12 protein-coding genes are annotated in these 14,244 nt (G+C 31.7%); 7 read left to right on the top strand and 5 right to left on the bottom strand.

From position 1 onward, the window contains the following. Positions 1–90: 90 nt before the first annotated feature. The 4 genes from AABM47_RS02030 to miaB all read right to left on the bottom strand — a co-directional run bounded on the left by AABM47_RS02030 (position 91) and on the right by miaB (position 4,221). Positions 91–885 carry a tetratricopeptide repeat protein gene (locus AABM47_RS02030; RefSeq protein WP_338409256.1) on the bottom strand — a complete coding sequence of 265 codons (795 nt, stop codon included), beginning with the start codon at positions 883–885 and terminating at the stop codon, positions 91–93. Between the two features lie 13 nt (positions 886–898). Then, positions 899–1,405, bottom strand: a complete 507-nt coding sequence (locus AABM47_RS02025; protein WP_338409255.1) for an LptE family protein — start codon at positions 1,403–1,405, stop codon at positions 899–901. Positions 1,406–1,421: 16 nt separating this feature from the next. Beyond that, positions 1,422–2,690, bottom strand: a complete 1,269-nt coding sequence (locus AABM47_RS02020) for a sigma-54 dependent transcriptional regulator (RefSeq protein ID WP_338409254.1) — start codon at positions 2,688–2,690, stop codon at positions 1,422–1,424. A 79-nt stretch (positions 2,691–2,769) separates the two neighbouring features. Next, positions 2,770–4,221 carry a tRNA (N6-isopentenyl adenosine(37)-C2)-methylthiotransferase MiaB gene (gene miaB / locus AABM47_RS02015; RefSeq protein ID WP_338409253.1) on the bottom strand — a complete coding sequence of 484 codons (1,452 nt, stop codon included), beginning with the start codon at positions 4,219–4,221 and terminating at the stop codon, positions 2,770–2,772. A 211-nt stretch (positions 4,222–4,432) separates the two neighbouring features. On the opposite strand from miaB, the gene topA reads away from it, so the two are divergent. The 7 genes from topA to AABM47_RS01980 all read left to right on the top strand — a co-directional run bounded on the left by topA (position 4,433) and on the right by AABM47_RS01980 (position 13,967). After that, the gene (gene topA, locus AABM47_RS02010; protein ID WP_338409252.1) at positions 4,433–6,925 is read left to right on the top strand and encodes a type I DNA topoisomerase; all 2,493 of its coding nucleotides are present in this window, start codon (positions 4,433–4,435) and stop codon (positions 6,923–6,925) included. Positions 6,926–6,930: 5 nt separating this feature from the next. Then, positions 6,931–8,076 (top strand): formimidoylglutamase, encoded by a 1,146-nt coding sequence (locus AABM47_RS02005; RefSeq protein WP_338409251.1) that lies wholly within the window; start codon positions 6,931–6,933, stop codon positions 8,074–8,076. Between the two features lie 147 nt (positions 8,077–8,223). Next, the gene (gene gldK / locus AABM47_RS02000; RefSeq protein ID WP_338409250.1) at positions 8,224–9,582 is read left to right on the top strand and encodes a gliding motility lipoprotein GldK; all 1,359 of its coding nucleotides are present in this window, start codon (positions 8,224–8,226) and stop codon (positions 9,580–9,582) included. Positions 9,583–9,653: 71 nt separating this feature from the next. Next, positions 9,654–10,295, top strand: coding sequence for a gliding motility protein GldL (gene gldL / locus AABM47_RS01995; RefSeq protein WP_338409249.1), 642 nt, complete (start codon positions 9,654–9,656; stop codon positions 10,293–10,295). 52 nt (positions 10,296–10,347) lie between these two features. Further along, positions 10,348–11,892 (top strand): gliding motility protein GldM, encoded by a 1,545-nt coding sequence (gene gldM / locus AABM47_RS01990; protein WP_338409248.1) that lies wholly within the window; start codon positions 10,348–10,350, stop codon positions 11,890–11,892. Positions 11,893–11,935: 43 nt separating this feature from the next. Next, complete coding sequence (gldN, locus tag AABM47_RS01985; protein ID WP_338409247.1) at positions 11,936–12,844, top strand: gliding motility protein GldN; 909 nt, start codon at positions 11,936–11,938, stop codon at positions 12,842–12,844. Between the two features lie 67 nt (positions 12,845–12,911). Continuing rightward, on the top strand, positions 12,912–13,967 hold the full coding sequence (locus AABM47_RS01980) for an FAD-dependent oxidoreductase (protein WP_338409246.1): 1,056 nt from the start codon (positions 12,912–12,914) through the stop codon (positions 13,965–13,967). On the opposite strand, the gene AABM47_RS01975 is transcribed toward AABM47_RS01980, so the two are convergent. Further along, a partial coding sequence (locus tag AABM47_RS01975; RefSeq protein WP_338409245.1) for a DUF983 domain-containing protein occupies positions 13,960–14,244 on the bottom strand: 285 nt, incomplete at its 5' end. The genes AABM47_RS01980 and AABM47_RS01975 overlap by 8 nt on opposite strands.

Below are 14,244 nucleotides of genomic sequence, written 5' to 3'. Positions count from 1 at the left end.
TAGGGTTTTGTACCATAATTGCTAATATTAATAGAAAACATACTATTGTAATTGCTATTAAAAATCCTGTAAATCCCATAATTATTTATTTTATTGTATATCCTTTATATCCTTTATTCGTTTTGCAAAGAAAATACTTTTTTCTGGATATTTCAAAATTAATATTTCATAAGCTTGAATTGCTTTCTTATATTTTTTTTGTTCCAAGTAAATTCTTGCCAAAGTTTCGGTCATTAAATGTGACGGTTCTTCTTTGCTTTTTGCAGTAATACCAGCGTTTATAGTGTTTTCCTTAATTGGTCCAATCTTAGGATTGGTTTCAATAAAACGGTCAATAATTTCTATTTTTTTCTTTTTATAATCAATAATTTCTTTATTTGAATCGGCTAAATCTCTTTCAATTGGCTCAAATTTGTTTAATTGCAACCATTCAGAAAAAGAATGTTTCTCCTCAAAATCAAATTGTAAGGGTTTATTTATTTCTAATTTTTCTTCAATTTCTGATAATAGTCCAGTATTTAGATCATTAGTTTTTTTAAATTTTTCAATGGTTTCGTTTTCTGAAATTTCAAAATTTGGAACAATAAAAAAATTGTCAACTTCGACCTCTTTTGTTTCTTTTACAGAATTATTAGGTTGAATTACAACAAACTTTTCGGATGTTATAAAATCAAATAAAATAGCTCGATCTGATGTGTAGGCAGCAGTCTTTTTTAATTCAAAATTATACCTATAACTTTTTAAATCATATAAGCCTTTTAAATACAAAGCTCTTATTCCTTGAAAATATGGGTATTGATTTAAAATAGTTTCTAAAGCCATCGTTTGATTTTCATCAATGGCTTGAGGTGTGTTTAAAAGATATGTAATATTTTTTATATTCAATTGTTCTAATTTATTACCATTTGGCTAATGACTCATTAAAAATATCTTGGGTAATTCTTTCAAAAATAATATCCAATGAAGTTGTTAATTGTGCACCAGTTAACTGTGCATTTCCATCAAAATCATGGTAAAATGAAAATCTTTTTTCAAAATCATCTTCTTCTTTGTTTTTATTGGTAAATCTCACATTTACACCTATTGTAAGTCTATTTTGAGCTGCGGTTAGATCAGCTGTAGCGGTCATGGGTGTTATTCTATATTGTGTAATTTCTCCTTCATATAGCAATTCTCCACCCGAATTTGTTAAGTTTAAATTCGTTTGATTTTGAATTAAATCTTGCAAGGCTCTAGTAAATATTAGTTCAATTCCGGGTTCAATTAAATCGGCATTATTGGCAAAATAATTAACTTGAAATGTTTTTGCATTAACCGGCTTGGCGCCTGTAAAATTATAAGGACCACATCCGTTTAATAATAACGCAAATGTTGTAAAAAGAATTATATAATATGTTTTTTTCATTTTATATCTTAATAAATTAAAGATCATACTGCTTAATTTTTCGGTACAAAGTTCGTTCTGAAATACCTAATTCATCTGCTGCCGCTTTTCTTTTTCCTTTGTTTTTTTCTAATGACTTTATAATTAATTCTATTTCTCTAGCTTCTAAGCTCAAGGTTTCTTCTTCTTCAATTGCTTCGGTAAATAAATAATTGCCTTCTTCCTCATCATCCTCATCAAATTGTTCTTGAACTTCACGTGTTTTGGACGGAATCATTTCTAATCTAGGTTCTTCATCAAAAATAGTATTTTCTTCTTCATTTTTGCCATAAATTTTTTGAATTAATCCTTTATTGGTTTCCTGAATATTGGAATTGCTATTTTTTATTAAATCCATAGTCAGTTTTTTCAAATCAGATAAATCACTTTTCATATCAAAAAGCACTTTGTACAAAATTTCTCTTTCATTACTAAAATCACTTGATGCTTTTTTATCTTTAATTAAAGCGGGTAAGTTTGATCCTTCCTGAGGTAAATAGGATTGAAGAGTTTGTAAAGTTATTTCTCTATTGGTTTCTAGAACCGAAATTTGTTCTGCAATATTTCGCAATTGGCGTATGTTTCCATTCCATCTGTATTTTATCAAATATTGAACAGTATTTTCCTCTAACTTTATAGGTGGCATGTTGTATTTATGTGCAAAATCTGAAGCAAATTTTCGAAATAATAAATGAATATCGTCTCTTCGTTCCCGTAAAGGGGGTAGTAAAATTTCAACGGTACTTAGTCTGTAGTATAAATCTTCTCTAAATTTTCCTTTTTCTATAGCATTAAACATATTAACATTTGTAGCAGCTACAATTCGAACATTGGTTTTTTGAACTTTTGATGATCCTACTTTAATAAATTCGCCATTTTCTAAAACACGTAGCAATCGCACCTGTGTAGTTAGAGGCAATTCGCCCACTTCATCTAAAAAAATTGTTCCTCCATCAGCTACTTCAAAATAGCCGTCACGCGTTCCTGTTGCTCCTGTAAAAGAGCCTTTTTCGTGCCCAAATAATTCGCTGTCAATAGTTCCTTCAGGTATAGCACCACAGTTTACAGCTATGTACTTGTTGTGTTTTCTATGAGACAGAGAATGTATGATTTTAGGTAAACTTTCTTTACCAACACCACTTTCTCCTGTAACCAATACAGAAATATCTGTAGGAGCTACTTGAATTGTTTTTTCAATAGCACGATTGAGTTTTGGATCATTTCCAATAATTTCAAAACGTTGTTTTATGTTTTGTATGCTTTCCATTTTTGCTGAATTTATTTCAGTATTTTTTTATTAACGGTGGTCTTTTTTTATTTACTAATGGTTATCAAATACGTATAAATTAATTCATAGAATCACTATATCCTGTGGCTTTCCCTTTTAGAGTAGCGCCTGTGCAATCATGAATTTTTACATTTACAAAATCTCCTACTTTATACTTTTCTTTTGGAAAAACAGTAACTATGTTTTCTGAGTTTTTACCGCTCCACTCTTGATCTGATTTTTTGGATTCTTTTTCAATTAATACTTCAACCAGTTCTCCAACAAATCTTTTAGTCCTTTTTTCACTTATCTTTTGTTGCAAATCAACTATTTCTTGCAAACGTCTTTTTTTGGTTTCTTCGGGTATATCATCTGCCATTTTTCGTGCAGCTAGGGTTCCAGGTCTTTCTGAGTAAGAGAACATGTACCCAAAATCATATTGTACATATTCCATCAAACTCAAGGTTTGTTGGTGATCTTCTTCTGTTTCTGTCGGGAAGCCCGCAATTAAATCTTGAGAAATCGTTACGTTTGGAATAATAGCTTTTATTTTATCAATTAATGCCATGTATTCTTCACGAGTATGTTGACGATTCATTTCTTTTAATATTCTAGTGCTTCCACTTTGAACAGGTAGGTGAACATAATTGCAAACATTGTGATATTTTGCAATAACATGGAGCACTTCTTCATGCATGTCTTGTGGATTTGAAGTAGAAAAGCGAAAACGCATTTTAGGAAACTGTAAAGCACTCATTTCTAACAATTGCGCAAATTCTACTGCAGTAGCTTTTTGCATGTCAGTAGCTTTTTCAAAATCTTTTTTTAAACCACCACCATACCATAAATAACTGTCCACATTTTGTCCTAAAAGGCAAACTTCTTTAAAACCTTTATCCCATAAATCTTGAATTTCTTTAATAATGCTTTGAGGTTCTCGGCTTCGCTCTCTTCCTCTTGTAAAAGGAACAACACAAAAGGTGCACATATTATCACAACCACGAGTAATTGATACAAATGCAGTTACGCCATTGCTGTTTAATCTTACAGGTGATATGTCGCCATAGGTTTCATCTTTCGAAAGAATGACATTGATTGCATTTCTGCCGTCTTCAACTTCACTTAATAAATGGGGTAAATCTTTATAGGCATCTGGCCCTACAACTAAATCTACAATTTTTTCTTGTTCTAAAAATTGTTCTTTTAATCGTTCCGCCATACAGCCTAATACTCCAACCTTCATTTTTGGATTAATGTCTCTTTTAACGGCATTGTATTTCTCTAAACGTTTGCGAATTGTTTGTTCTGCTTTGTCTCTGATGGAACAGGTGTTTACCAAAACCAAATCAGCTTCTTCAAGTATTTGAGTGGTATTGTAACCTTGTTCATTTAAAATTGAAGCAACAATTTCACTATCCGAAAAGTTCATGGCACAGCCATAGCTTTCTATAAATAGTTTTTTTGAATTTCCTTCTTTTGTATCAATTGTTAAGCTAGTGCCTTGTTTATTTTCGTCTATAACTTTTTCCATAAAAACGGTTGCGTGATTAAAATAGAATTGCAAAGATAATATTAAAAAATAAAATATGACAAGTTGGCAGTGTTAGTTTAACAATTTTTAATACAATAAAATAAAAAGCACGAAATACAGCTGTTTATTTTGATGTAATTTTTATAAATTAATTTACATTTCTATAAAATTTAAAAAAAACCCATACTTTTGCTTCAAATTAAAAATCATAATGGCAAAGAATTTAGTTATCGTTGAGTCACCTGCAAAGGCAAAAACAATCGAAAAATTTTTAGGAAAAGATTTTCAGGTGGAATCAAGCTACGGCCATATAGCCGACTTGCCTTCAAAGGAAATAGGAGTGGATGTTGCTAATGGTTTTAAACCAAAATATGAAGTTTCAGCAGATAAGAAAGCTCTTGTAAGCAAGCTTAAAACACTTTCAAAAAATGCCGAAATGGTATGGCTGGCTTCCGATGAAGATCGAGAAGGAGAAGCAATTTCTTGGCATTTATCCGAAGAATTAAAATTAGATAAAACCAAAACTAAGCGTATTGTTTTTCATGAAATTACAAAAACAGCTATACTAAAAGCTATAGAAAATCCAAGGGACATTAATTATAACTTAGTAAATGCACAACAAGCCCGTAGAGTTTTAGACCGATTAGTAGGGTATGAATTGTCTCCTGTTCTTTGGAAAAAAGTTAAAGGAGGTTTGTCAGCGGGTCGTGTTCAATCTGTTTCAGTACGTTTAATTGTAGAGCGTGAAAGAGAAATTCAAGAATTTAATTCGGTTGGGACTTATAGTATTACGGCAGAATTTAATACCGAAGCTGGAAAAAGTTTTAAAGCAAAATTACCAAAAAACTTCAGTACCAAAGAAGAAGCTGAAGACTTTTTAAAGAAAAATATAGGCTCCACATATAAAGTAGGAGATTTAGAAACTAAGCCTACTAAAAAATCACCTGCACCACCTTTTACTACTTCTACCTTACAACAAGAAGCTGCGCGTAAATTATATTTGCCCGTTGGAATTACAATGCAAATTGCCCAGCGCTTATATGAAGCTGGATTGATAACTTATATGAGAACAGATAGTGTAAATCTTTCTCAAGATGCTATGGGTGCAGCCCAAGCTGAAATTACACGTTCTTATGGAGCTGAATTTAGCAAGCCCAGAAGTTTTAATAATAAAAGTAAAGGAGCTCAAGAAGCTCACGAAGCCATTCGACCTACCGACATGTCTCAGCATACAGTTAATGTTGAAAGAGATCAGGCCCGACTGTATGATTTAATTTGGAAACGAACTTTAGCCTCTCAAATGAGTGATGCAGAGTTAGAACGGACCAATGTAAAAATTCAAGCCAATAATCTTAACGAAACTTTTACGGCAAGTGGTGAAGTAATTAAGTTTGAAGGGTTCTTGAAAGTCTACCTAGAAGGCCATGATGATGATGACGAGGAACAAGAGGGTTTGTTGCCAAAAATGAAAGTGAATGAAAAATTAACCAATACATTTATTCAGGCAACCGAACGATTCTCTAGACCACCATCACGATATACGGAAGCTTCATTAGTAAAAAAATTAGAAGAATTAGGCATAGGTAGACCTTCTACATATGCTCCAACAATTTCGACAATTATCAACAGAAAATATGTTGAAAAAGGTGCCTCTGAAGGTTTAGAAAGAAAATACACCCAATTTACTTTACTGGCAAGTGAAATTAAATCAAAAATTCTTGTTGAAAATACAGGATCTGATAAAGGAAAACTTGTGCCTACAGATATTGGAACAATTGTCAATGATTTTTTAGTTAAAAACTTTGCTGCAATTTTAGATTATAATTTTACTGCAAAAGTGGAGCAAGATTTTGATGAAATTGCAGAAGGAAATATGGATTGGACGAATATGATGAATGAATTTTATTCAAAATTTCATCCTAATGTAGTTGATGTTGAAGAAAATGCAGATAGAGAAAGTGGCGAAAGAATTTTAGGTGTAGATCCTAAATCTGGAAAACCTATATCGGTTCGTTTAGGTAAATTTGGACCAATGGCACAAATTGGTGACGCACTAGATGAAGAAAAGAAATTTGCTAGTTTAGCTCAAGATCAAAATATTGGAACAATAACTTTAGAAGAGGCTTTAAATTTATTTTTACTACCTAAAAATTTAGGCGTGTATAAAGACGAAGATGTTGAAGTAAACAACGGTCGTTTTGGCCCTTATGTTCGCTTTGGAAAAATGTTTGTTTCACTGCCTAAAGGCGAAGATCCATTGGATGTGACTTTAGAAAGAGCCAAAGGATTAATTGCCGAAAAAGAAGCTGCTGACGCACCAATAGGAATGTTTGAATCATTACCCATTCAAAAAGGTGTGGGTCGTTTTGGCCCTTTTATTAAGTGGAATAGCATTTTTATTAATGTAAATAAAAAATACAATTTTGATAATTTATCAGAATCTGATTTAAAAGAATTAATTGAAGAAAAAATTCAAAAAGACAAAGATAAAGTGCTTCATGATTGGACAGAAGAAGGTATTAGAGTTGAAAAAGCACGATGGGGTAGAAGTGTCATCTTAAAAGGCAAAATTAAAATTGAATTAAGTAAAGAGGTCGATGCTGCTGCAATGACTTTAGAACAAGTACAAGATTTAATTGAAAAAAAGTCCCCAGCAAAAAAGAAAGCCCCAGCCAAAAAGAAAACTACAGCTAAAAAGAAATAATTGATATGTTTGATTTTTTAACACCTTTATCAGATGATTTAATTATTGAAATTCATAAAGTTTCAAATCAAGCTTTAGGAAAAAAAATTGTGATGCATACGTCTCATGAAGCACCCATTTTAGCGAAAAACTCCGTAGCAATAATAGGTGTTTTAGATAATAGAGGCTCAGAAGCAATAGCTGATTTTGAAAATTTAAATGCAATACGACTTAATTTTTATAATTTGTTTCCAGGAAATTGGAATAATACAATATATGATTTAGGTGATATTTTAGCAGGAAACACAATTGAAGACACTTATTTTGTGGTAAAAAAAATTTGTGCCCAATTGATAAAACAAAGAATCACACCTATACTAATTGGAGGGAGTCAAGACATAACGTATGCTATGTATAGAGCTTACGATACGTTAGAGCAAATGGTAAATTTAGTAACTGTAGATAGTAAGTTTGATATTGACAACAGGCAAAACGCTCCTCTAGCATGTTCATATTTGTCGAAAATTATTATTGAAGAGCCTAATAATCTGTTCAATTACAGTAATGTTGGATATCAAACATACCATAACTCGCAAGAAGAAATAGATTTAATAGAAAAATTACATTTTGAATCGTATAGGTTAGGTGAAGTGTCTAGTAATACTACACTTGCTGAGCCTATTTTTAGAGATGCTGATGTTGTAAGTATTGATATGACCGCCATTAAGTCAAGTGATTCAGGCAATACACAGCACTTTAATCCCAATGGTTTTAATGGAAAAGAAATTTGTATATTAGCTCGGTATTCTGGCATTAGTGATAAAGTATCTTCTTTTGGGCTATTTGGTCATAACAATACGGATCAAGAAGCTGTATTGATTTCTCAAATTATTTGGTATTTTATTGAGGGATATCACTACAGGTCTAAAGAATATCCAATAGGAACTCGAGAAAATTTTATTAAATACATAGTTCCTATTGACGATGAAGATTTGATTTTTTTTAAAAGCAATCAGTCAGAACGATGGTGGATTCAAATTCCTTATGCAAATGAGGGCAATAAATTAAAAAGAGATACGTTATTACCATGTTCATATGAAGATTATATAAATGCCACACAGCAAGAAATACCTGAAAGATGGTGGAAAGCTCAAATAAAAAATAGTTTATAGTTAAAAGAGCTAAAAAGAGAGCTAAAAAACATTTACTCAGTACAATAGATTTATATATTCAAATTTTTTATAATTACAGTTGTTTATATCAAATAAAATAAATAGGTTTACGTCCTATTAAAATTAAATATTTAACCCAAATTTAATATGAAGAAGTTCATAATATTTTCAATCTTAGTTTTAGTTTTTACAAGTTGTGGAAGTGGTGATAAAGGAGAACTTGTAGGAGTTAAAGGGAAAAAATGGCATCCCGAAAAGCCATATGGAATGACATTAATCCCCGGAGGGGCATATATAATGGGTAAATCAGATGATGATCCTGCTAATTCGCAAGATGCTCCAACAAAAACCGTAACTGTTCGTTCGTTTTATATGGATGAAGCAGAAATCACTAACTCTGAATATAGAGAATTTGTTGAATGGGTTAAAGATTCTATCATCCGAAAACGTTTAGCTGTTTTTGCAGATGAAATGGGCGAAAAGCCTGGTACAGGTGGAATAGGAGAATTTGCATTTAAAGACGATGATCCTGAGAATATGTCACCTTACGACAAATACATGTATGAAAACTACTATAGTATGGGTACAGATGAAGATCCTTACGCGGAACGAAGATTAAACAGAAAAGTAAAACTTATTACAGATACACAAAAATATCCAGATGAATATTATGTTGAAGTGATGGATAGTATGTACCTACCAGCAGCTGAATCCTATAATGGTCTAAGAACCATTGATGTTGCTAAACTAAAATTTAGATATGCTGAAGTAGATTTAAACGAAGCTGTAAAGAAAAAAGGAAGAAAATCATTTCTAAAAAAATCAGAACCTGTTGAAATTTATCCAGATACAACAGTATGGATAAAAGATTTTGCCTATTCGTATAATGAGCCTATGCACAATGATTATTTTTGGCATCAAGCTTACAGCGAATATCCTGTGGTAGGTGTAACTTGGAAACAATCCAAAGCATTTTGTGCCTGGAGAACCTTAAAGAAAAACAACTATCTTAAAAACAAAAAAGGCAGAGACCAGATTAATAAATTCAGACTGCCGATAGAAGCAGAGTGGGAATATGCAGCTCGTGGGGGTCTTCAATCATCAACTTTCCCGTGGGGAGGACCTTATGCACACAATGATAGAGGATGCTTTTTAGCAAATTTTAAACCAAGCCGTGGAGATTATGCAGCAGATGGTGCTTTGTATACGGTGGAAGCAGAATCAATGGAGCCTAATAATTACAACTTATATAACATGGCAGGAAATGTATCGGAATGGACCGACACATCTTACGACCCTAGTGCTTATGAGTTTGTGTCAACAATGAATCCAAACGTTTCAGATGCTAAAAATCAAAGAAAAGTAATTAGAGGAGGATCTTGGAAAGATGTTGCTTATAATTTACAAAATGGAACACGTGATTTTGAATATGCAGATTCTGCAAGAAGTTACATAGGTTTTAGAACAGTACAAGATTATATGGGTACTAATCTAACCGGAAAATAATTAATAGTATTATTCTATTATATTTACCCTTAATTAACAAATAACAAACAACAAACAAAAAAATTATTATTATGGCAATTAGTAAAAAAGTAATGAACATGGCTTACGGGTTAGGAGCATCTGTTGTAATCGTAGGAGCATTATTTAAAATTATACACTTTGAATTCTTTTTTTTAACAGGAAATGTAATGCTAACAATTGGTCTGGTTGTAGAAGCAGCTATTTTTGCTTTGTCAGCGTTTGAGCCTGTTGATCACGAATTGGATTGGTCATTGGTGTATCCAGAATTGGCTGGTGGAGAAACATCAGTAAAAAAATCAAAAGAAAACCCGGCTGAAGCTCAAGGTTTATTATCACAAAAATTAGACTCTATGCTTAAAGAAGCGAGAATTGATGGTGAATTAATGACAAGCTTAAGTACAAGTATTAAAAACTTTGAAGGCGCAGCAAAAAACATTGCACCTACAACAGACACTATTGCTTCACAAAAAAAATACAGTGAAGAAATGAATATGGCAGCTTCTCAATTAGAATCTTTAAATAGTTTATATAAATTGCAATTGGAAAGTGCAAACAGAAACGCTGAAGCTAATAATGAAATTGCAGAAAATGCAAGTAAATTAAAAGAGCAAATGCAAAGTATGACGTCTAATATAGCATCATTAAATTCAGTTTATGGTGGTATGTTAACAGCAATGAATAATAGAGGATAATTAGTTTTATCGTATTTAAAAATCAGTATTATAAACTAATTAAACTAACAAAATGGCAGGAGGAAAATTAACCCCTAGACAAAAGATGATTAACCTGATGTATCTGGTTTTCATCGCAATGTTGGCATTAAATATGTCAAAAGAAGTATTATCAGCTTTTGGAATTTTAAACACTAAAATTGTTGAATCTAACGCTGTTGCAGATCTTAGAAATACAACATCATTTGATCAATTGGCTCAAAAAGCAGCTGATCAACCAGGTCAATTTGGGGACAAAAAAGATAAAGTTCAAAAAATTAGAATACTTTCAAATGAATTTTCTTCTTATTTAGAAGATATCAAAACGGAGTTGACTAAAAAATATGAAAGAAAAGAAAATGGCGATTTACCTTTTGAAGAAATGGATAAAGGTGATGAATTAAATGATTTATTTTTTAAAGGAGATAAAGTATCTACTAAAGGTCAAGAGTTTCTTAACAAACTTTCAAATTATGTTTCTGAAATTAAAAAAATTGGGGGTAGCTCAATTGCGGATCCAGAAATGAAAAAGATCGAAACAAGATTTGCGACTCTGCCTGTTAAGTCAGAAAAAGCAGGTGCTACATTATCATGGTTGGATTACAATTATAAAGGATTTCCGCTTATTGCAAGTATTACTAAGTTTTCTCAGTTGCAAGCAGATGTAAAAACTACAGAAAATGATATTATGGCTGGAATGTTTCAATCAGATTTGATTGCAGCAGCATCCTTAACAGCTTATCAACCAATTGTTATATTAGACAAAACTGCGTTTTTTCAAGGAGAAGCTGTAACGGGAAGAGTTATATTAGGAAAATTTGATCCTTCTTTAAAAGCAAAATCGGTTACACTTAACGGTGCTGCCTTAAAAGCAGAAGCAGGTCAAGCAACTTTCTCATTTGGTGCAGGATCAGTAGGTGAAAAAGAAATGTCGGGTTCATTTGATTTTGATGAAAATGGAAAAGTAGTTAAATTAGCTATTAAAGGAAACTACGTTGTAGTTCCTAGACCAAATTCAGCAACTATTTCTGCCGATAAAATGAACGTTGTTTATAGAGGTGTAGACAATCCTATTTCGGTTACATTTGCAGGTATATCAGCAGACAAGGTTAAAGCACAAGGATCTGGTTTGTCTCCAGCTGGTGGTGCCGGAAAATATGTAATGAAACCGGGATCAGGTACTGAAGTTACTATTACCGCTACAGGTATACTTCCTGATGGAAAACCAGTTACCGATAAAAAAGTATTCCGTATTAAAGGTTTACCAAATCCTACTGGAAAAGTTAGAGGAGAGGTTGCAGCAAAAGGTCAAACTTCAAATTTAGAAGTATGTACTGTTACAGCAGAATTGGAAGATTTTGATTTTCCTGTTAGTGTAAATGTTACTCAATTTACTGTTAAAGTACCGGGTCAACCTACAGTTGTTGTAAACGGTAGTAAGATGGATGCAAATGCTAAATCAAAAATTAAATTAGCTAAAAGAGGTGATGTTATTGTTATTGGAAATATAAAAGCGTCTTTTACAGGGATCAATCAATTTGCTAAGGCAACTTCTATTTGTACCTACGAAATACAATAATTTTAGAATATTTAAGTTTTATTAAAAACTAATAATTTATATAATGAATTACAAAAATTTATTTTTAGCAATAGTATTCTTAAGTTCGATTGTAGTTTCGGCTCAGTCTAACTTATTAAATGCTAAAACACCAGATCAAATTGGAAAAAAATCAGAAGCTCAATTGAACTCTGATAACGATAAGCCATTGCCTTACGGTTACATTGACGATAGAGATGTTTTGTTTGGTAAAACGGTTTGGGAAATTATTGATCTTGATGAAAGAGTAAATTTTCCTTTGTATTACCCTATTGATGAAAATTTGGGTTCTGATAGAAGGTCTTTATATTCTGTATTAGTAGAGGCTATTCGTTCGGGTGAATTAACTGAGGTTTACAGTTCAAGTTATTTTAATGAAAAGAAAACTTTAAAAGAAATTGAAGCTTCGTTAGTTAAAAAAGACACTACAGATAGTGGAAGAGAAGAAATGAATACTGATTATGAAGCTTATATGAGCGGTTCGAAAGTTGTTTCTCAAGAATATATAAATATTACAGAGCTTAAAGCTATCGATGTAGATGGATATAGAGTAGTAGGAAGATGGTATTTTGACAAAAGACAAGGCGAGTTAAAATATCGCATGTTAGGTATTTGTCCTGTTATTCCGGATGTATATACAATGGGTCAAGAAGAAAAAGATTATATCGATTTATTTTGGGTATTTTTTCCTTCAGCCAGAGATATCTTGCATGATAATTATGCCTTTAATGACAAAAACTCATCTGCACCTATTTCATTTGATCATTTGTTAAATGCTCGTAGATTTAATGCAGTAATTTATCAAGAGGAAAATATTTCAGGAGATAGAAAAATTGAAGAGTATATGAAAGAAAACGCTCAAATGCAGTTGTTAGAATCTGAACGTATTAAAGATAAAATCAGAAACTTTGAACAAGATATGTGGAGTTATTAAACTTCTTTAATTAAAATTATTAAAAACTCTTACCATTTGTTTGGTAAGAGTTTTTTACTTTTACATCATGATAGATTTTATAATTGTTGGTAATGGATTAGCTGGTATTTGTTTTGCTGAAACAGCATTGCAAAACAACAAATCTATTTTAGTTTTTGACGATGATTCGCACTCTTCATCAAAAATTGCAGCAGGTTTATACAACCCTGTAGTTTTAAAAAGATTTAGCGAAGTTTGGAAAGCTAAAGAACAATTGCAAATAGCTTTTCCATTATATGAAGCTATAGCAGAAAAATTAAATTTTACTTTTGACCATAAAATGCCAATTTATAGAAAATTAGCTTCAATTGAAGAACAAAACAATTGGTTTCAAGCTTCAGACAACATCAATTTAGCTTCTTTTTTATCACCAAATTTAATTGAAGGTAAGCTACCAAATGTTAAATCATCTTTTGGTTTTGGTGAAGTGTTAAAAACAGGTTTTTTAGATATCGCCTCATTAATTGATAATTACTCTAAGTACTTAAAAAGTAATAATATATACACCACCGGTAGATTTGAATACGATAAAATTGAGTTTAATGATTCCTTCATGGAATATAAAAATGTGCAAGCGAAGCACATCATCTTTGCAGAAGGCTATGGGCTTCATTTGAACCCCTTTTTTAACGATTTACCACTAGATGGAACAAAAGGCGAATTACTAATCATAAAAGCGCCTAATCTAAACGTAAAGGTAGTTTTAAAGTCGAACATATTCCTTTTGCCTTTAGGTAATTGTTTGTATAAAGTAGGTGCAACATACAATTGGAAAGACAAAACAAATATACCAACAGAAGAAGGTAAAAATGAATTGCTAAATAATTTAAACGATTTAATAGATTGTGATTATGAGGTAGTAAAACACTTTGCAGGCGTTCGTCCAACAGTAAAAGACAGAAGGCCATTGGTAGGGTCTCATTACAAGTATAAAAACGCATATGTTTTAAATGGTTTAGGGACCAGAGGCGTTATGTTGGGTCCCTTTTTAGCACTTCAATTATACAATAATATTATACATGGCACTCCGCTTGATAAAGAAATTGATATAAATAGAATCTATAAAAAAAGAAACATCAACTAGCATTTTTATGTGTTTTCCAATCTTTATCGTAAGATATAAAGATGTTTATCCATATGTTTCTAGATAATCGCATAATGACAGCCATTAACACAACTAACGAAACTACAATGGCTATAAATGAAGTAATTATTGAACTTCCAAAAAACACAAAAGATACAATAAAAGCCGCAACAGAAATGGCTACACCTAATCCATAACTTACATACATAGCACCATAAAAAAAAGAAGGTTCAATTTGATACTTGGTTCCACAATGACTGCATTTTTCATGCATTTT

Source organism: uncultured Flavobacterium sp., assembly GCF_963925415.1.
In the GTDB taxonomy this organism is placed as follows: domain Bacteria; phylum Bacteroidota; class Bacteroidia; order Flavobacteriales; family Flavobacteriaceae; genus Flavobacterium.
Note: the sequence above shows the minus strand (reverse complement) of the source record. Positions and strands in the feature narration are given on the sequence as shown.

What these genes read in the sequence shown, in the direction of transcription:
- miaB (WP_338409253.1), bottom strand. Translation starts at nt 4,221, where the DNA reads ATGGAAAAAGTTATAGACGAAAATAAACAAGGCACTAGCTTAACAATT.
- gldL (WP_338409249.1), top strand. Translation starts at nt 9,654, where the DNA reads ATGGCAATTAGTAAAAAAGTAATGAACATGGCTTACGGGTTAGGAGCA.
- AABM47_RS02025 (WP_338409255.1), bottom strand. Translation starts at nt 1,405, where the DNA reads ATGAAAAAAACATATTATATAATTCTTTTTACAACATTTGCGTTATTA.
- topA (WP_338409252.1), top strand. Translation starts at nt 4,433, where the DNA reads ATGGCAAAGAATTTAGTTATCGTTGAGTCACCTGCAAAGGCAAAAACA.
- AABM47_RS01980 (WP_338409246.1), top strand. Translation starts at nt 12,912, where the DNA reads ATGATAGATTTTATAATTGTTGGTAATGGATTAGCTGGTATTTGTTTT.
- gldK (WP_338409250.1), top strand. Translation starts at nt 8,224, where the DNA reads ATGAAGAAGTTCATAATATTTTCAATCTTAGTTTTAGTTTTTACAAGT.
- AABM47_RS02020 (WP_338409254.1), bottom strand. Translation starts at nt 2,690, where the DNA reads ATGGAAAGCATACAAAACATAAAACAACGTTTTGAAATTATTGGAAAT.
- gldM (WP_338409248.1), top strand. Translation starts at nt 10,348, where the DNA reads ATGGCAGGAGGAAAATTAACCCCTAGACAAAAGATGATTAACCTGATG.
- gldN (WP_338409247.1), top strand. Translation starts at nt 11,936, where the DNA reads ATGAATTACAAAAATTTATTTTTAGCAATAGTATTCTTAAGTTCGATT.
- AABM47_RS02005 (WP_338409251.1), top strand. Translation starts at nt 6,931, where the DNA reads ATGTTTGATTTTTTAACACCTTTATCAGATGATTTAATTATTGAAATT.